Source organism: Dactylosporangium sp. NPDC006015 (assembly GCF_040614215.1).
GTDB lineage: Bacteria > Actinomycetota > Actinomycetes > Mycobacteriales > Micromonosporaceae > Dactylosporangium > Dactylosporangium maewongense.
On the sequence record NZ_JBEXUD010000008.1, the window covers coordinates 330,789 to 348,512 of the forward strand.

Annotated in this window: 18 protein-coding genes and 1 pseudogene; 6 read left to right on the forward strand and 13 right to left on the reverse strand. The window is 71.9% G+C overall.

Features of this window, described 5'->3' with window-relative positions; all coding sequences use genetic code 11:
- Positions 1–137: 137 nt before the first annotated feature.
- Complete coding sequence (locus ABZ321_RS17375; RefSeq protein WP_354892111.1) at positions 138–980, reverse strand: ABC transporter ATP-binding protein; 843 nt, start codon at positions 978–980, stop codon at positions 138–140.
- 109 nt (positions 981–1,089) lie between these two features.
- Between ABZ321_RS17375 and ABZ321_RS17380 the strand changes: the two genes are divergently transcribed.
- A complete protein-coding gene (locus ABZ321_RS17380; protein WP_354892114.1) occupies positions 1,090–2,577 on the forward strand; it encodes a sensor histidine kinase in 1,488 nt (495 codons plus the stop codon).
- On the forward strand, positions 2,574–3,230 hold the full coding sequence (locus ABZ321_RS17385; protein WP_354892117.1) for a response regulator transcription factor: 657 nt from the start codon (positions 2,574–2,576) through the stop codon (positions 3,228–3,230). Before ABZ321_RS17380 ends, ABZ321_RS17385 begins: the two co-directional genes overlap by 4 nt.
- A gap of 325 nt (positions 3,231–3,555) precedes the next feature.
- Here ABZ321_RS17385 and ABZ321_RS17390 read toward each other — a convergent pair whose 3' ends face one another.
- Together ABZ321_RS17390 and ABZ321_RS17395 are read right to left on the reverse strand one after the other, a co-directional pair.
- Positions 3,556–3,768 (reverse strand): hypothetical protein, encoded by a 213-nt coding sequence (locus tag ABZ321_RS17390; protein WP_354892209.1) that lies wholly within the window; start codon positions 3,766–3,768, stop codon positions 3,556–3,558.
- Between the two features lie 247 nt (positions 3,769–4,015).
- Positions 4,016–4,297, reverse strand: a pseudogene (locus tag ABZ321_RS17395) (methyltransferase domain-containing protein); the annotation flags it as partial.
- Positions 4,298–4,306: 9 nt separating this feature from the next.
- Between ABZ321_RS17395 and ABZ321_RS17400 the strand changes: the two are divergent.
- Both ABZ321_RS17400 and ABZ321_RS17405 read left to right on the forward strand, forming a co-directional pair.
- Positions 4,307–5,260, forward strand: coding sequence for a DUF6292 family protein (locus tag ABZ321_RS17400; protein ID WP_354892120.1), 954 nt, complete (start codon positions 4,307–4,309; stop codon positions 5,258–5,260).
- An 85-nt stretch (positions 5,261–5,345) separates the two neighbouring features.
- Positions 5,346–5,924: a DUF4142 domain-containing protein gene (locus ABZ321_RS17405; RefSeq protein WP_344510529.1), complete on the forward strand. Its 579-nt coding sequence runs from the start codon at positions 5,346–5,348 to the stop codon at positions 5,922–5,924.
- An 82-nt stretch (positions 5,925–6,006) separates the two neighbouring features.
- Here the strand turns inward: ABZ321_RS17405 and ABZ321_RS17410 are convergent, their stop codons facing one another.
- Entirely contained in the window at positions 6,007–6,795 is a 789-nt protein-coding gene (locus ABZ321_RS17410; RefSeq protein ID WP_354892123.1) for a helix-turn-helix transcriptional regulator, read from the reverse strand.
- A 44-nt stretch (positions 6,796–6,839) separates the two neighbouring features.
- Here ABZ321_RS17410 and ABZ321_RS17415 point away from each other — a divergent pair, with 44 nt between their 5' ends.
- On the forward strand, positions 6,840–7,394 hold the full coding sequence (locus ABZ321_RS17415; protein ID WP_354892126.1) for a class I SAM-dependent methyltransferase: 555 nt from the start codon (positions 6,840–6,842) through the stop codon (positions 7,392–7,394).
- 9 nt (positions 7,395–7,403) lie between these two features.
- Here the strand turns inward: ABZ321_RS17415 and ABZ321_RS17420 are convergent, their stop codons facing one another.
- Together ABZ321_RS17420 and ABZ321_RS17425 are read right to left on the reverse strand one after the other, a co-directional pair.
- A complete protein-coding gene (locus ABZ321_RS17420) occupies positions 7,404–8,258 on the reverse strand; it encodes a carbohydrate-binding protein (protein ID WP_344510523.1) in 855 nt (284 codons plus the stop codon).
- 267 nt (positions 8,259–8,525) lie between these two features.
- Positions 8,526–10,586 (reverse strand): PQQ-dependent sugar dehydrogenase, encoded by a 2,061-nt coding sequence (locus tag ABZ321_RS17425; protein WP_354892129.1) that lies wholly within the window; start codon positions 10,584–10,586, stop codon positions 8,526–8,528.
- A 175-nt stretch (positions 10,587–10,761) separates the two neighbouring features.
- Between ABZ321_RS17425 and ABZ321_RS17430 the strand changes: the two genes are divergently transcribed.
- On the forward strand, positions 10,762–11,037 hold the full coding sequence (locus ABZ321_RS17430; RefSeq protein WP_344510519.1) for a hypothetical protein: 276 nt from the start codon (positions 10,762–10,764) through the stop codon (positions 11,035–11,037).
- A 10-nt stretch (positions 11,038–11,047) separates the two neighbouring features.
- Here the strand turns inward: ABZ321_RS17430 and ABZ321_RS17435 are convergent, their stop codons facing one another.
- The 7 genes from ABZ321_RS17435 to ABZ321_RS17465 are packed head-to-tail and all read right to left on the reverse strand — an operon-like array spanning position 11,048 to position 17,644.
- Positions 11,048–11,794 carry an SDR family NAD(P)-dependent oxidoreductase gene (locus tag ABZ321_RS17435; protein WP_354892132.1) on the reverse strand — a complete coding sequence of 249 codons (747 nt, stop codon included), beginning with the start codon at positions 11,792–11,794 and terminating at the stop codon, positions 11,048–11,050.
- Positions 11,791–12,657, reverse strand: coding sequence for an NmrA family NAD(P)-binding protein (locus ABZ321_RS17440; RefSeq protein ID WP_344510517.1), 867 nt, complete (start codon positions 12,655–12,657; stop codon positions 11,791–11,793). Before ABZ321_RS17440 ends, ABZ321_RS17435 begins: the two co-directional genes overlap by 4 nt.
- Positions 12,658–12,683: 26 nt before the next feature.
- Positions 12,684–13,796 (reverse strand): amidohydrolase family protein, encoded by a 1,113-nt coding sequence (locus tag ABZ321_RS17445; protein ID WP_354892136.1) that lies wholly within the window; start codon positions 13,794–13,796, stop codon positions 12,684–12,686.
- Entirely contained in the window at positions 13,793–14,686 is an 894-nt protein-coding gene (locus tag ABZ321_RS17450; RefSeq protein WP_344510514.1) for an alpha/beta hydrolase, read from the reverse strand. Before ABZ321_RS17450 ends, ABZ321_RS17445 begins: the two co-directional genes overlap by 4 nt.
- The gene (locus tag ABZ321_RS17455; protein WP_354892138.1) at positions 14,683–16,290 is read right to left on the reverse strand and encodes an FAD-dependent monooxygenase; all 1,608 of its coding nucleotides are present in this window, start codon (positions 16,288–16,290) and stop codon (positions 14,683–14,685) included. The genes ABZ321_RS17450 and ABZ321_RS17455 overlap by 4 nt, the downstream gene beginning before the upstream one ends.
- Entirely contained in the window at positions 16,287–17,144 is an 858-nt protein-coding gene (locus ABZ321_RS17460; protein ID WP_344510510.1) for an NAD(P)H-binding protein, read from the reverse strand. The genes ABZ321_RS17455 and ABZ321_RS17460 overlap by 4 nt, the downstream gene beginning before the upstream one ends.
- Entirely contained in the window at positions 17,144–17,644 is a 501-nt protein-coding gene (locus ABZ321_RS17465; RefSeq protein ID WP_354892140.1) for a nuclear transport factor 2 family protein, read from the reverse strand. The genes ABZ321_RS17460 and ABZ321_RS17465 overlap by 1 nt, the downstream gene beginning before the upstream one ends.
- Between the last annotated feature and the right edge of the window lie 80 nt (positions 17,645–17,724).

Sequence of the window (17,724 nt, forward strand, 5' to 3'; positions counted from 1 at the left end):
GAGCTGTCGGTCTGCGAGCCGCGTCATTTGCGCACGGCCCTGCGGGTCGGTGGGACGGAGCTGTCGGTCTGCGAGCCGCGTCAATTGGGCACCGCCCTGCGGATCGGCGAGACAGAGCTGCCACCCTGCGAGCCGCGTCATCGCGCACCGTCCCGCAGGTAGGCGAGCACGAGCTCCTCCAGCCGCACAGGCCCCGCGGCCGATGCTCCCTCTGCTCGCGCGCCGTGGAGACCATCACCAGCGGGCAGCGGTCCACGCACGACCGCGCCATGCACCACGTCAGCGCCCGGCGGTGGTGCAGGCGCCCTGTGGTGAGCGTCCAGGAGCGCGGTGACATCGCCCGCCAACTGCACCCTGCCGCCCGCGAGGACGATCAGGTGGTCGCAGACCCGCTCGACGTCCGACAGCAGGTGCGACGACAAGATCGCGGTCGCACCGAGCTCCGTCACCGACTCGATCAGCGTGCGCAGGAATCCCTCCCTCGCGAGCGGGTCGAGCGCCGCGACGGGCTCGTCGAGGATGAGCAGCTCAGGTCGCTTCGCGGCCGCGACGGTCAACGCCAGCTGGGCCCGCTGCCCGCCGGACAGACGGCCAGCGCGCTGCTTCGGGTCGAGGCCGAGCGCCCCCACGCGCCGCTGCGCGAACGCGGCGTCCCAGCCCGGGTTGAGACGCGCCCCGAGGCGCAGATGCTCGGCGACGGTCAAGGTCGCATAGACAGGCGTGTCCTGGGCGACGAACCCGACCCGGTCCAGCCGCGTCCCGGGCCGAGCCCCGAGCACCTGGACGGCCCCCGACGTGGGCGTGATCAGCCCGCAGGCCAGCTGCAACAGCGTCGACTTGCCGGCGCCGTTGGGCCCGACGAGCCCGACGACCCGCCCCGGCGGCACCCGCAGCGTGCAGTCGGCGAGGGCGGTCCGTCGCCCGTAGCGTCGCGTGAGGCCCTCGGTCTCCAGGGCCGGCGGTGGTGCTGAAGTGAACATGCGCCAATCGTCGTCACGTCGCGGCGGCGGCACATCAGTCCGAGGACGGGTCCGCAGAACCCTACTTTTGACCGGTACGGCCCGCCCGTGACACTCCTAGGCTGGTCCCGTGAAGCTCGCGGGGAACATCGGTCTCGCCGCCGCGCTCGCCATCGTGGTGGCCGGCACGGCGGTTGCCATCGCGGCCAGTTGGGGCGGCGCATACTTCCTGCCAGGCGCGCTCGCCGGCATGCTGGCCGGCGTCGCTGCGCTGCTGCGGCACCGTGGCAGGCTGCGGGCGGCGGTGGCCGGCCTGACGGTCGCGGCCGTTGCCGTGTCCGCCGCGCCGATCGCCGGGCTGCCCGCGGAGCCGGGTCCCGCCGTGTCCCTGGCGCTCGCGGTGCTGGTGGGCTCCGTGACCCGCGTCGGGCCGTTGCGGGTCGCTGCCTGGATCGCCGCGGCGAGTCTCGCCGTCATCGCCGTGGGCGCGTTCGCCCACCCCGGCGAGTCCGGCGCGTTCGCAGTGACCATGTTCGGCGCGCTCGCGTGGGCCGCCGGCCTGCTCATCGGGGTCGGGCTGCGACTGCTCGACGCGCGCCGGCTCGCGGCCGTGGATGCGGTCCGCCGCGACGAACGGCTCACCATCGCCCGGGAGCTGCACGACGTCGTCGCCCACTACGTCACGGGCATCGTCGTGCAGGCCCAGGCGGCACAGTTGATGGCCCGACGGGACCCGGTGAAGGCGGGGAAGACGTTCGCCGACATCGAGGCCGCCGGCGCCGAGGCGCTCGCCGCGGTCCGCCGGGTGGTCGGAGTGCTCCGCGACGATGCAGGCGACGGAGCGGGCGGCTGGGACGTGTCGGCGGGGCAGGAGCGGATCGCCGACCTCGTCTGGCGGTTCGAGCGGACCGGTCCACCGGTCCACCTCGAGCTGCCGGCGGACGAGGATCAGTGGCCGGTCGAGGTGGCCGGCGCGGTCCACCGGGTCGTGCAGGAATCACTGACCAACGTGGCCCGTCACGCCGCCCGCGCGCGCTCGGTCACCGTCGCACTGTCCGAGTCAGAAGGGACGGTGATGGTCCGCGTCGCCGACGACGGCGAGGGCGCCCCACCACCGGTCCACAGTGGATACGGAATCGTCGGCATGCGCGAGCGGGTCGAGGCCCTCGGCGGCACGCTCTCCGCGGGTCCTGCTCCCGGCGGGGGATGGCAGGTGCAGGGCACCCTCCCGCTGCCCGGCCATGCAGTGGCATCGCTGCACAGGCCGTCGCCCGCGTCATCGTCAGGACCGCCGTCGTGTGGATCGCCGCCCGCGTCATCGTCAGGGTCGGCGTCGTCTGGGACGTCGTCTGTGTCATCGTCAGGGTCGGCGTCGTCTGGGACGTCGTCCGCGTCGCCGCCAGGATTGCCATCGCCTGGAGCGCCGTCTGGGTCGTCGCCGGGCGCGCCGGCCGGTGGGTCGTCAGGGTTGTCTGAGCGGCCTGTTGAGTCGTCAGGTGTCGTGCCGCCAGGGTCGTTGGGTGAGTCGCCGTCCGGGCCGTCAGTTGGGTCGTCCGACGGGTTGTCGTCCGGGCCGTCGGGTGGGGCGTTGCCGGGTTCGTTGCCAGGGTCACGATGACGATTCGGGTGTTGATCGCTGACGATCAGGCGTTGATCCGGAGCGGCCTGCGGTTCATCCTTGAGGACCAGCCGGACATCGAAGTCATTGCGGAAGCCGCTGATGGGCTCACCGCGATTGAGATGGCTCGTCGGTTGCGGCCTGATGTGTCGCTTGTGGACGTTCGGATGCCTGGTGCCGATGGGCTGGAGGTGACCAGGGCGCTTGCCGGGCCGGGCGTCGCGGACCCGTTGCGGGTCATTGTGGTGACCACGTTTGACATCGACGAGTACGTGTACGGGGCCCTGCGTGGTGGAGCTACCGGGTTCCTGCTGAAGGATGCCGGGCCGGCGTTGCTTGTTGAGGCGGTTCGGGCGGCGCATGCCGGTGATGCGCTCATCTCGCCGTCGGTGACGGTGCGGCTGTTGCGGCGGATGGCGGTGCCGGCGGCGACGGGCAGCGCGAAGCCGTTGACGGATCGGGAGACGGATGTGGTGCGTTCGATCGCCCGCGGGCGCACGAATCTGGAGGTCGCCAGTGAGCTGTTCATCTCGCTGAGCACCGTCAAGAGTCACGTGTCAGGAATCCAGTCCAAGCTGGGCCTGCGCAACCGGGTCGAGATCGCTGCTTGGGCGTGGGAGCACGGCGTCGTCACCGGTCCCGGAGGAGGCTGAGAGGTCGACGGTGGCTGATCGGCAGACGAGGCAGCGCGCACCGCGACGGGCGGTGATGGACTGGCAGGCGGCGGCGTGCGTGCCGACGGAGGTGACGGACTGGCAGGCAGCGGCGTGCGTGCCGACGGAGGTGACGGACTGGCAGGCGGCGTCGTGCGTGCCGATGGTGATGATGGGGCGGCGGTGGGGCGCCGTTGGATGTGGGCGTGGGCGGGGCAGTTCCGTGGTGACGGTGGCGGATCGGCGGGCGGCGAGGGGGTGGCGTGCGTGTGGAAGGGCGGTGACGGACCAGCAGGCGGGGGCGTGGGCGCCGAGGGGGGCGTGGTCAGCGGTCGGCGATGACGAGGCGGTAGCCGCCGTCGAAGTCGGGTTGTGACAGGAGGTGGTGGTAGCGGGTGTGCCAGGTGCCGGAGGTGAGGTCGGCGGCGAGGCGGTTGAGGCCCGGTTGCAGGGTGACGGGGTCGATCTGGGACAGCATGGACATGCCGGCGCGGACGAGGGGGTTCAAGTAGGCGTCGGGGCGGCGCCAGAAGGCCACGCCGAAGCCGTCGCTGCAGTCGTGGGGGACGTGGACCGGTTCGATGCGGGCGCCGCCGAGGAGGGCGGCGAGGGTGCGCGGGTGGGACGGCGCGGGTGTCGTCGAGGGCGGCGGCTTCGGGCAGGTAGTCCTTGACGAGCCAGAACTCGCGGGTCACGGACTGGTCCCAGGTGAGGATGACGACGCGGCGGCGGGCGGTGCGGCGCAGCTCGGCGAGGCCGGTGGTGAGGTCGGTCCAGTGGTGCACGGTGAGCACGGCCATGACGGCGTCGACGGCGTTGTCGGCGACGGGGAGCGCCTCCGCGCGTGCCTGGACGACGGGGGCGGAGCCGGGTGGGCGTTGGTCGATCATGACCTGGCTGGGTTCCACGGCGAGGACGGTCTGCGGCGGCTCGTAGGCGCCGGTGCCCGCGCCCACGTTCAGCACCGACTGGGCATCGCCGAGGGCGGCGGCGATGCGGGCGCCGATGCGGGGGTCGGGGCGGCGGGTCGCGGTGTACGTGGTGCCGATGCTGTCGTAGACCGTCATCTCCGCAGTATGCAAGACGTGCGGGTGGCCGACTGCCGGCGAAGTGCGGTGGGACGTCAGGAACGGCCGTCGGTAGGATCGGCTGCCGTGTCGACGGTGCGGCGGGCTGAGGTGCTCATCGTGCTGTCCGCGGTGCGGGACGTCGAGGGGTTCGAGCTGGAGCTTGCCGCCCGTACGCTCGCCGCGGGCTGGGGTGGTGACGTCCGGCAGTTGCTCGAGGCGACCGCTGGCATCGTGGCGTTGCGGGAAGGTGCTGACGGCGTCGATCCGGTCACGCTCGCGGGGCGGGTTCCGCAGCTCGGGTACCTCCTTGCCGTCGAGCGGGCGCTGGCGGAGCGGGGCGTTGGTGTGCTGTGCCGGGAGGTGGAGCAGCCGACGCTCGACCTGCGTGGGCGGCTGGTGATCGACCTGGCCAGGGCGGTCGGGGCGCACCCGATGGCACGTGGGTTCGTCGTCGAGTGGAGCAGTGGGCGCGGCTGGTCGACGGTGATCGACACGCTGCCGCAGGAAGACCAGGAAGACCGGGGAACAGTGCAGCGGTGTTGGCACTGGTTCGACGGGGTGCTGCCCGAGCCGGAAGAGGTGACGGAACGGATCGTACGGCACCTTGACGGGGATCTGGCGGTGCCGGGGCGGGAAGCGTGGCGGTGCAGCGGACGGCAGCTGCTCGACGGGCTCGGCGCGTATCCGGTGACGGCAGGGGCCGACGGGGTGCCGACCGTGTGCCGCAGCGATGCTGAATGGCGGCTGGAGCATTTCGGGCGGCGGTTGCTCTGGTACGAGCCGCCGCCCCTCCCACGCGTCGGCGACGAGCTCCAGGTCCCGGGGGTGCCGGGCGAGCGGCGGACCGTGGTGGCGGTGCTGCCGCAGCGGGCTGGTGACGAGGACCTGTACTGGGTGCGGCTCGCGGGGCATGACTTCCCGATCAGCTGGGACGCCGTCTGGCAGTACGTGACGGATTGAAGTTGCACCCGTACTGAGCGTTAGCGGCGTCGTGGGTTGGAAAGGGGTACGTGAGACAACGCCGCCAACATTGGAGGTCAATGCCATGCGTGCCGCACTCATCCGGCTCTGTGCCCTGCCCGCCGCCGTCGCGCTCGCCGCAACCGGGGCCGCGGCCCCGGCGTCCGCCGCGGGGGGACGGGTCTCGGCGCAGGACCGGGCGTTCGTCGCGGAGGCCGGGCACGGAGGCGCGTTCGAGGTCGCCGCCGGCCGGATGGCCGCGCAGCAGGCGCACGACAAGGGGGTGCGCGCCTTCGGCAACCGGATGGTCGCGGACCATACGAAGGCGGGCGCGGAGCTGACCGCGCTGGGGAAGGAGCTGGGCCTGGAGGTGCCGGACGCGCCGAGCGAGGAGCAGGACGCGATCCTGACGCTGTTCGGGACGACGACCGGGCCGGTGTTCGACTGCTCGTACGCGCCGGTCGAGTACTTCGACCACGTGGCGGCGATCGGGGCGTTCGAGAAGGAGGCGGACCAGGGGCGCAACGCGAAGCTGAAGACGTTCGCGCGGAAGGCGCTGCCGCTGCTGCGCGAGCACCAGACGATGATCGCCGACACGCTCGCCGACGTCCGGTGTACCGCGCCCGTGCCGCTGCCGACGCCCATCCCGATCCCCGGCGACTGAGGCCCGGAGCAAGGCGACAGAAGTGCGGTCCAGACCCAGAGGGCCAGAGGCTGCGGCAGCGCGGTTCAAGGCTGAAGGCGGTTCAGAGGCTGAAGTAGGCGCCGGGGGAGACGCCGAACGCCTGCCGGAACGCGGCGATGAACGCGCTCGGTGAGCGGTAGCCGACCCGTCGCGCCACCACCGCGACCGGCGTGCCGGTGGCGAGCAGGGACAGGGCCGCGCGGAGCCGGACGTTGGTGCGCCAGCGGCCGAAGCTCATCCCCGTGCTGTCGGTGAACAGCCGCGCCAGGGTCCGGGCGCTCGCGCCGGCGTGCCGGGCCCAGCCGTCGAGGTCGCGCCCGTCGGAAGGGCGGGCGACGACCGCCTCGGCGACCAGCAGCGCCCGCGGGTCGGCAGGCATCGGCACGTCGATCGTCGCGACCCCGGCCGGCTGGAGGAGATCCAGCAGCACCGCCTCCGCCCGCCGCCGCGCGGCCGCAGAGGACCGCACAGGCCCAGCGAAAGCGGCATCCAAAGCAGAAGCCGAAGCGGCAGCAGGAAGTGGCGGGAACGTCGCGAGGTGCGCGGCCAGCTCCCGCAGCAACGGCGTGACCACGACGACGGTCGGGGTGTGGAAGCCGCGCGGGGCCCGGTCCACGTAGACGGCCCGGGCCACCGCCGGCCCACCTTCCAGGGCGTGCGGCGTGCCCGCCGGGATCCACAGCGCCCGCGTCGCCGGCAGCACCCAGACCCCGCCGGGCGCGGTGACGCTGACGACGCCCTTCGCCGCCCACGTCAGCTGGTGCGTCGCGTGGCGGTGCACGGGGAACCTGGTGCCCGCCGTGAGCTGGAAGTCCCGCGCGACGATCACCGGATGGCCGGAACTCGACATCGGTTGGCAGTGTAGCGGCGGGCGGCCATCGTACCGTCGCAACCATGAACGGCATCCACAACGTCCTGTGCCGCTCCGCCCGCTGGGGCGGGACCGTCGAGCGCCGGCTGCTGCCGTGGGCGCTCAACGGTGTCCCCCTGCACGGCCGGGTGCTGGAGATCGGGCCGGGGTTCGGCGCGACGACCCGCGTCCTGGCGCGTGCCTGTGCGGACCTGACCGCCGTGGAGATCGACCCGCGGCACGTGGCGCGGCTGCGGGCGACGTTCGGCAACGTCGTGCGGGGCGACGGGACGGACCTGCCGTTCCCGGACGGCAGCTTCGACACCGTGGTGTGCTTCACGATGCTGCACCACGTGCCGTCGCGTGAGCTGCAGGACCGGCTGTTCGCCGAGGCGTGCCGGGTGCTGACGGCGGGCGGTGTGTTCGCCGGCAGCGACAGCCTCGTGAGCCGTCGCTTCCGGCTGCTGCACCTCGGCGACGTCATGGTGCCCGTCGACCCCGCGACCCTCCCGGAAAGGCTGCGCCGGGCCGGTTTTCCCGACCCGGCCGTCAGCACCGGCGGCCCCTCCCTGCGATTCCGTGCCGCGAAGCACCCATGAATCCAACAGTCAGAGGCGTTGCCACAGGGCCGGCACGTTCGGCGGCTCCCAGCCGGGCTGCGCGGTGTGCCCCTGCAGGCAGCGGTACGCCACCCCGGCGTAGGTGACCTGGGCGCCGGCGGCGTACACCTGACCGGCGGCCCACGTGCCACCAGGGGTCGACGGAGGCGTGGTGGGAGGCGTGGTCGGCGGGGTGGTCGGCGGCACGCCCGGCACGTCCAGCACGAAGTCGAACGTCGCCTCCCGGCCGCCGCTGACGGACCGGACGGTCATCAGCAGCCGCGGGTCGTAGAGGCTGTCGGTCGAGTTGCGCGGCTCGCCCGGGAAGTACAGCTGCGTGGTGAGGATCGGCTGGCCGGGCGCCTGCACCTTCACGTGGATGTGCCGCGTCCGTCCCGGGTAGAGCCCCGGCACGATCGTGGTGAGGCTGAACGCCCCCTGCCCGTTGGTGTACTGGTGGCCGCGCAGCCGGTATCCCGCGTTGTCGTACGCGCCGGCGTTGTCCGCCTGCCAGAAATCCAACAACGCGTTGGCGACGGGGCTGCACGACGTACCGAAGACGTAGCCGGACACCGTGAGCCGGGTGCCGGGCAGGCCGGTCGCGATCGCGGTCCGCTGCGGCGAGTTGGGCTTGAAGTAGGGGCCTTCCATCTGCGGCGGCGTCTCGTCGTCGCCGTCGTCGCACATCGGCGTCGGTGCCAGGCTCACCTGGTCGGTGTCCCGGGCGAGCGCGGGCACCCCCGCGAGCAGGATCGGCACCGGCGCGGCGACGAGCGCGGCGCGCAGCAGTTGCTTGCGGGTCAGAGCGGGTCCGCCCGGACGGTTCTCGTCCAGGGCGGCGTCGTCGTCGTGCTGGCCTGTCATTGCCGGCTCCTCGGTTCGCTGGTCGGCCCGCTCGTAACGGGCCCGACCGCGACACTAGGCAAGGCAATCGGCACTGGTCGATGGACGTAACACCGCGATCATGGTGCATTTGCAGCAGTGAACGGCGGCGTGCGGGTGGCGGCACCGCCGACGGCACCCTCGTCCAGCTGTGGGAGTGCAACGGCAGCGCGGCGCAGGTGTGGTCGGCCCGCTGAGCACCAAGCGCAACGGCCCGCCCGACGAGGGCGGGCCGTTGCGCTCAAACCATCAGGCGCCGAGCGTGACGTGGAAGAGCTTCTCGTTGCTGTTGTTCGGGATGCTGTCCTTGTCGCCGGTGGTGCTGGTGGTCAGCCACAGGCCGCCGTCCGGCGCCGGTTCGACGGTGCGGAGCCGGCCGTACGTGCCGTTGAAGTACGCCTGCACGTTCGTCAGCGAGGTGCCGCTGATGACCGCGCGGTACATGCGGGTGCCGCGCTCGCAGGCTATGTACAGCACGTCACGGACGATCGCGATGCCGGAGCAGGAGCCCTCCGCCGTCGGGTACGTGCGCTTCGGCGCGATGAACCCGGCGGTGCCGCACGTGCCGCTGGTGCCCTCGCACGCCGGCCAGCCGTAGTTGCCGCCCTTCTGGATGAGGTTGGTCTCGTCCATGATCGCGTTGCCGAACTCCTGCTCCCACAGCCGTCCCTGCGAGTCGAACGCGAGCCCCTGGGGGTTGCGGTGCCCGTAGCTCCAGACGTAGTTGCCGAACGGGTTGTCCGACGGCACGGTGCCGTCCGGGTTGAGCCGCAGCACCTTGCCGTTGAGGCTGTTGAGGTTCTGCGCGTTGTCGCCGTTCTGCGCGTCGCCGGTGCTGGCGTAGAGCTTGCCGTCGGGGCCGAACCGCAGCCGGCCGCCGTCGTGGAACTTGTTGCGCAGGATGCCGCTGAGCAGGACCTGCTCGCTGCCGGTGTTCAGGGTGCCGTTCTCGTACCTGATCCGCACGATCCGGTTGTCCGACGGCGAGGTGTGCATGATGTACAGCCAGTGGTCGCTCGCGTGGTTGGCCGAGATCGCGAGTCCGAGCAGGCCGCCCTCGCCGTCGGTGTTCTGCACGTTCGGCACCGTGCCGATGCTGTTCTTCGCGCCGGTGTTGGGGTTGAGGTGGACGATGTCGTGCGCGTCGCGCCGGGTGTAGAGGATCGTGCCGTCCGGCAGCGTGACGAGGCCCCACGGGATGTCGGTGTCGGTGCCGATCTGCGTGACGGCGCAGACCGAGCTGCCGCATGCGGCGCCCGTGGTGACGGTGGCGGTGTCGCTGCGCGGCGACACGTTGCCCTGCGCGTCGCGGGCGACGACCTGGTAGGCGTAGGCCCGGTTGGCGGCCAGGGCGCTGTCGATGAACGTGGTCGCGGGGGTGGTGGTGCCGGTCCCGGTGATCGTGCCGACCTTCGCGTTGTCGCGGTAGACGTCGTACGCGCGGACCTGGATGTTGTCGGTGGCGGCGGTCCACCGCAGGGTCACGGTCGTGCCGGACGCGGATCCGGTGAGCCCGGTCGGCGCGGTCGGCGGCGTGGTGTCGGCCTGGCACTGCGGCGGCGTGATCGGCACCGTGGTGCTGGCCTGCGAGACGTTGCCGGCGGCATCGCGGGCGTTGACGTACAGGCCCCAGGTGACCCCGGGCACGACGGTGAGGTCGGTGGACAGCGTGGTCACCGACTTCATCAGCTGGCCGTCGTGGAAGACGTCGTAGAACGCGACGCCCACGTTGTCGGTGGACGCGTTCCAGGAGAACGTGACGGCGTCGCAGACGAGGTTGCTGACCCGGGGGTTGCCGGGCACCGTCGGCGGCTGCGAGTCACCGGCCGCGGTCGTCCACCGCTGGTTGCTCTGCCCGTTGCAGGTCCACAGGGCGACCGGCGTGCTGTTGGCGGTGGCGGCGCCGGTCACGTCGAGGCACAGGCCCGACTCGACGCCGGTGATGGTGCCGTTGGTGTTGATCCGCCACTTCTGGTTGGCGCCGCCGTTGCAGGTGTAGATCTGCGCGGTCGCCGGGGCGGTGGTGTCGTGTCCGGCGACGTCCAGGCACTTGGGGGAGTCGTACACCCGCAGCTCCCCGGCGGCGGTGAAGGTCCACGCCTGGTTGGCCTGGCCGTTGCAGTCGTAGATGTTGACGAGGGCCTTGTCCGCCTGCGACTGGCCGACGACGTCGAGGCAGCGGCCGGAGGCGGCGCTGACGACGGTCGAGCCGGTCGCCGCCTCGGCCGGTGCCCGGACCGCGACGGTGACGACGGTGATCACGCCCGCGGCGGCGATCCCCGCCGCCAGCAGCCGTTTCGGGATGCGCATCATGCCTCCAATGCATTGATCAGTGCAAAGTGCGACAACTCCGATCGAAGAGCAAAAATAGGCGTGTGTCAACGTTGTCAGTACAGCTCGGGGCAGCATTTAAGGCGTATTTCAGGCCCCCCTCAAGTGGGCCTTCCGTGGACCCGGACGGCCGCCGGCCGATACCGTCGACATCATGGCCACCTACTCGGGACCCGCGACGCTGGTCCTCACCACCGGGGCGCGGGTCACCGGCATGGCGTCGCTGAACACCAACAACCGCGGCGCACCCGGCGGCTGGAGCGGCACGTTCCGCCCCAATGAGGTCAGCACGGAGGTGCGCGACGCGACCGGCGGGCAGATCGAGCTGCCGTACGAGCAGGTCGGCACGGTCGCCGTCACCGGCGTGCGGCGCCTCCTGGCGACCCAGGTGCTGATGTCGCTGACCGGCAGCGGGCCGGCCCCGTTCTGATCAGAAGCGGTCAGGCGCCCATCAGGTCGTTGAACCGGGTGGTGAACCCGACCTCGTCGGGGCGCTGCGTGTCGCGACGCTCCGCCGCCCGCCGCACGAGGATCTCGACCTCGTCGGTGGCGAGGACCGCCATGGTCTCGTCCAGGTAGTCCCGCAGCGGCATCGCCCGGGGATCGGTCAGGTTCACGTCCATGAGGTGGGTCTGCGTGTAGGGCGGCGCGATCTCCAGCACCGACACCGGGGTGCCGCGCAGGCGGTACCGCAGCGACAGCGTGTAGGAGTGCAGGGCCGCCTTCGTCGCCGAGTACAGCGTCGAGGAGGCGAGTGGCGCGTAGCCGAGCATCGAGCTGACGTTGACGATGGTCGCCGACGGCAGCGACCGCAGGTGCGTGACGAACGCCGAGTTGAGCCGGATCGGGCCGAGCAGGTTCGTGGCGACGATCGCGGTCAGCGCCGCGTCGTCGATCGGCTCGGCCGGGTCGTCGCCGAACATGATGCCGGCGTTGTTGACCACCACGTTGAGGTCCGGATACGTGGCGATCAGCTGCGGCACGACGACGGCGATCGACGCCGGGTCCGACACGTCGAGCCGCACCCACCGCATGCCGGGGTTGGCGGCGGCGACCTCCTCCAGGGCGGCGACGCGCCGACCGGCGACGATGACCGTGTTGCCGCGCCGGTGCAGCTCCTCCGCGAGCCCACGGCCGATGCCGCTGCCGCCGCCGGTGATGAGGACGGTGTTGCCGGTGAGCTTCATGCGACTCCGTTCGCGTGCTTGCGCACGTACGCCTCGAAGGTGGTGGGCGGGCGGCCGAGCAGCCAGGTGAGCACGTTGGGGTTGCCGACGAAGTCGTGGCTGCTGTACCGCTCGGTGATGGAGCGCAGCACCCGCAGCTGGTGGGTCACCTCGCGCGGGTCCGCGTCGCCGACCCACGCCTTCAGGTAGGTGTCGGCGTCGATCCGGCGCACCTCGACGGGCCGCCCGAGGACCCGGGAGATGATCTCGCCGAGCTCGTGCGCGGTGTACCGGCCGGGCCCGGCCAGCTCATAGGTGGCGCCGTAGTGGCGCGCGCCGTCGGCGAGGACGGTGCGCGCCACGTCGGTGACGTCGTCGAGGTCCACCATGGACTGGCGGCGCTCCAGGGACCATGACAGCTCGAACACGCCGCGGGAGAAGACCGGCTTGAGCTTCAACGGCAGCATGTAGTTGGCTGGCTGGAGGATGGTGAACTCCAGCCCCGAGGACAGCAGGTGCTCCTCGACGTCGCGCTTGATCTCGTGCTGGACGAGGTCGGTGGTGATGGCGTGCAGCACCGAGCTGAAGACGAAGTGCCGCACGCCGGCGGCGCGGGCCGCGTCGACGACGGTGCGGCCCATCTCGCGTTCCCGCGGGTGCAGGGTCGGGCCGATGTGGTAGACCTGCTGCGCGCCGTGCACGGCCCGGGCCGCGACGGCCGGGTCGCTGACGTCGCCGACGACCACGTCCGGCACCCCCATCTGGTGCAGTCGCCGGGCCGACTCGACGCTCCGCACGCACGCGCGGACCGGCAGCTTCGCGTCGAGCAGCTTGGGAATCAGCAGCCGCCCCTGGTTGCCGTTGGCGGCGGTGACCACGATCATGTCGTTGCCTTTCCGTCAGGGGGCGGTCAGCGGACCCGCGTGCCGCCGATCCACACGCCGCGGATGTCGCGGGTCGCGGTGATGTCGGCGGCCGGGTCGCCGCCGACGAGCAGCAGGTCGGCGCGGCGGCCGGGGGCGATCACGCCGCGGTCGGCCAGGCCGAAGGTGTCCGCGGCGGCCGACGTGGCGCCGCGCAGCGCCTCGGCCGGGGTGAGGCCGGCGTCCACCAGCCGCCGCAGCTCCTCGTGGATCGACTCGCCGTAGGGCACCTGGCAGGGCGTCTTGACGTTGTCGTTGCTGTCGGTGCCGACGAGCACCGTCATGCCCGCCTTCCGGAACGTCGACACGGTCGCGGTGGCATGCTCGTACCGCATCCGCATCCCCGGCATCAGGGTGCCCAGCACCCGCATGATCAGCTTGCCGCCGATGTTGCGCACGACGCCGTCCATCATGGTCAGCGTCGGCACGATGACGACCCGGCGCCGGGCGAGCAGCGCCTCGAACGCGGCGTCCAGCTCGCTGGTCAGCGCCGTGTGCGTGACGATGTCGGCGCCGGCCCGGACGGCGACGGTGAGCGTGTCGGCGCTGACCACGTGCGCGATGGTCAGCAGCCCGGTGGCGTGCGCCGCCTCCACGACAGCGGCGACGGTCTCGGGGCTCAGCGCCTTCGTGCCGGGGATCTTCGGGTCCTCGACCGCGATCTTGATGTAGTCGGCGCCCTCGGCGACCCGGTCCGCGACGAACCGGGTCGCGTCCTGCGGCCCCGTCACGGTGCTGGACGGCCCGAACCCCATGTGCTTCACGAAATGCGAGCCGGGCGCGTTGGCGAGGTTGCCGGCGATGCGGACGTCCGGCAGGCCCGGCAGGCCCTTGAGCCTGCCGGGGATGCCCGCGTCCCAGCACCCCATGTCGAGCGCGGTGGTGACGCCCCACCGGGCGGCCGCCTCCAGGTGCGCGACCTCGGTGACGTGGACGTGCGTGTCGATGAGCCCGGGCAGCAGCGCGGCTCCCCGGGCGTCGATCGTTTCCGCGGCCGCCGTGCCCGGTGGTGCGATGAGACCGTTCGCGATCACGACCGTGGCGGGGTCCCCCAGGCGGGACCCGTCGAACACCCGGGCGTTCAGCAGAGCAGTGCTCAACTGGGGTCCTTGGCCACGCTGACCTCCAGGGCGAACGCGAGCTGGCTCAGCTGCAGGGCCGCGCCGGCGTTGTGGAAGTCGACGCAGTGCCCGGCGTTTCGCACGAGCCGCCCGTCGACGACCGGTGCGGACGTGAACGACGCGGCGTAGTCGGCGGCCTGGGCGGCGTCGGTGATCCACAGCGCGTCGAACTCGCCCTGCCGGGCGTGCACGGGCACGGTGACCTGGGCGTTGACCTCGCGTACCCGGGAGATCCAGCCGTTGTTGATGTCGATCAGCTCGGCCCGCGGCACGGACGTGTCGGAGCTGTGGCTCAGCTCGGGCATCGTCGTGTCGTGCGTCCAGGCCGGGCCGAACATGACGCTGTCCTTCATCGGGCCGGGCAGGTCGATCATCAGGATGTCGGGCAGCGCGTCGAACGCCATCCGCGGGCCGTCGGGCACCTGCAGCAGGCAGCCGGAGACCGCGATGCCGAGCAGTGGCCAGCTCGGCTGCCCGGCGGCGATGGCGGTGGTGACGGCGCCGCCGATGGAGTGGCCGATGACGAACACGCCGGCGTGGCCCTCGCCGTGCCGCTGCCACAGCTCGCCGATGACCCGGTCGAGGGCCTTCGCGTTGGCGAGGATGATCGACTCGCCGGGCTCCACGTGGGTGCTGCCGAGGTAGCCCGGGCGGTCGAGGGCGATGACCGGGATTCCGAGCGCGGCGGCCCGCTCCAGCAGCGAGTAGCCGGGGATGTCGAAGTACTCGGAGGTGTACGTGCCGCCGTGGATCGCGATGACGAGCGGCACCTGCGCGGCCGCGGCCGGCGTCTGCGGGGTGTTCCGGCGGCCCGTGACCGTCAGGCCGTCGGCACTGGTGTGGGTGAAGGGAGTGGCGGTGGGTGTCATGGTTGGTGTCTCCATTCTCCGCGGATCGCCTCGTCGACGATCCGCTCGGCCTCGGCGTCCGGGACCGGACGGCCGATCCATGCGATGTGCTGGTCGGGGCGCACCAGCACCAGTCGTCCGCTGAAGAACGCGTCCAGTCCGAGCGAGGGGTCGTCGAGCACGGCCAGGGGGATGCCGTGCCGCTCGGCGTGGCGGATGAACACGGCGGCGTGCCAGGCCGGGCCGATGATGGTGAGCTCGGGCCCGAGCCGGTCGAACAGGGACTGCCCGTCGGGCAGCCAGGTGTGGGGGAGCCGGTTGCCCGGGGCGGCCACCGGCAGGTAGTCGGATCCGTTGGTGGTCTGCACGTCGGCGTACTCGGTGTAGCCGACGCCGAGCACCAGGCCGTCGCTATGGAACTCGGTGCGCTTCGCCGCCTGGATGACCGCGGCGGCCTCCTCGGTGGCGCCACCGCTGGTCAGGCCGGCCGCGGCGGAGAGGACCGCCGGCCCGCTCTTGCCGTTCTCCGCGGCGGCCGCGACGAACCGCTGCGCGACCGGGCGGCGCTCGGCCTCGTAGCTGTCCAGAAGCGCCTCCGGCGCCCACCCGTTGATGACGGCGGCGAGCTTCCAGCCGAGGTTGACCGCGTCGCCGATGCCGGTGTTGTACCCGTGGCCGCCCCACGGCGGGTTCTGGTGCGCGGCGTCGCCGGCGACGAACAGCCGCCCGCGGCGGAACCTGTCGGCGATCAGCGTCCGTGCCCACCACGGGTCGGTCGCGATCACCTTGATCGGCAGCTCCCGGCCGAGCAGCCGGTGCACGAGCGCGGTGGCGTCGACCTCGCCGGTGTGGTCGTCGTCCTCGTCCTCGTCCGGGCGGACCGTGGCGATCGCCCACCAGGTGCCGTCGAGGTCGAGGCGGCCGACGAGCCCGGGTGCGGCGGCGTCGAGCACCCAGTACTGGACGGCGTTGCCGTGCGGGATCAGGTCGCCGAGCTCGGCGCACTCGAACGTGATGCTGACGTTCGGGCGGGGGAGGCTGGACCCCTCGTACACCGCGCCCATCGCGGTGCGGACGGCGCTGCGCGGCCCGTCGGCGCCGACGACGTAGTCGGCCTCGACGGTCGACGTGGTGCCGTCCGCGTCCTCGAGCGTCACCACCACCGTGCTGCCGCGCTCGTCGAACGCGACGGCCCGCCGGCCGAGCAGGAGCGTCGCGTGGCTCTCCGGGCGGCCGAGGGAGTCGCGCATCGCCTGCTCGACGATCGGCTGCGCCACCTGCTGGCCCGGCTCGGCGGCGACGTCGGTGCCGGCGAGGGCGAGCCCGAGCGTGCCGGTCAGCCGGGTCACCTCGCGGCCGGTGACCGACATGCAGAAGACGATGTCCTTGGACCACTCGACGTGCAGCGGGGCGCGCTGCCGGACGGTGTCGGCGAGGCCCCACCGGCGGAACAGCTCCATCGTGCGCGCCGACGTCGTTTTCGCGCGGGGGCGCAGGTAGGAGACGTGCTCCCGCGGCTCGACGACCACCGACGCGACGCCGTGATGGTCCAGCTCCATCGCCGTGGCCAGCCCGACCGGCCCGCCGCCGACGACCAGCACGCTGGTCCTCAGGTGCCCGCTCATGCGTTCACGGGGGAGGAGACGGCCAGCTCCTGGAGGTAGTCCTCCACGGTGCGGGGTGCGCGGCCGAGGACCCGTTCGACGTCGGGCGTCACGAACTCCGACTGCCCATCGCGGAACAGCTGGTACATCTCCTGGAAGTGCTCGGCCTCCCACAGCGCGGTGCCCCGCTCCAGCAGCGAGGCGCGCACGTCGGCAGGGGTGATGTCGACGGTCTCGGCGCCGAGCAGGCCGGCGATCTCGCGGTACGTGACCGCACGCCCGCCGGTGAGCACGACGGTCTGCCCGGTCCAGCGGTCCTCGGTGAGCAGCTCCGCGCAGACGTCGCCGACGTCGCGGGTGTCGACCAGGCTGATGCCGGCGTCGCCGATGGCGTTGGGGATGCGCCCGGTCGCGCGCACGGCCGGCATCATGATGGTGCCGATCAGCGTCTGCATGTAGCCGTTGGGGCGCACGATCGTGAACGGCTGCCCGCTGTTGACGAGCACCTGCTCGATCTCCCAGTGCTGGCGGCAGGTGTACGGGCCGTCGGGGTTGATCGCGGTGCTGGTGCCGGACAGTTTGACGATCCGCACCGGCAGGCGGCGCAGCGCGCGGATGATGCGCAGCTGCAGGTCGGCCATGTCGTGGTCGTGGCCGCTGAGCAGGAAGACCGCGTCGACACCGGCCGCGGCGGTCACGACCGTGTCGTCGTCGCCGGGGTCGCCCTCGACGACCTGGCAGCCGGGCGGCAGGACCGTGGCGGCGCGGGCGGCGTCGCGGGTGAGGACGCGCACGACGTCGTCGCCGCGGCGCAGCAGCGCTCGGGCGACGTGCGGGCCGACGTTGCCGGTCGCGCCGATGAGCAGGACGGCCATCAGTCGAACACCGTTACCTTCGCGTCGGCCGGGATGTCGTCGTTGACCCGGTCGGTGTCGTCCGCGCGGCGCCACAGCTCGTAGCCGTTCTCCCGGCAGATCTTCCCGTCGCGCATCTGGAACGCGTGGATCAGCCTCATGCTGCACCGGGTCCCGGGCGGGAACGGGCAGTTGCGGAACCCGTCGGTCTTCACCGTGATCTCGAAGATGCTGTCGTCGAACACCCACTCCTCGGTCGCGAACCGGTAGAGGTTGGTGATCCTGTGGACGTGCATGGCGTCGAAGATCTTCAGGTATTCGGCCTTGACCTCGGCCTTGTCCTTGAGCAGGAGGCCGCGGGCGGGGACCTCCCAGATGATGTCGTCGGTGTAGACCGCGATGGCGAGGTCGATGCCCTCGGGGTTCTCGTTGTGGAAGTGCTGGTCCACGGTCGCGTTGTTCCGGGCGATGATCGCCTCGCGGACCAGCTCCGGGGACCCGGCGTCCATCTCTACAGACATGGGGCAACTCCATCCTGTGGCGGCGCTAGGATATACGTTTGACTCCAGACGTTCGCACACGATCCGTTCTCGCACAACCA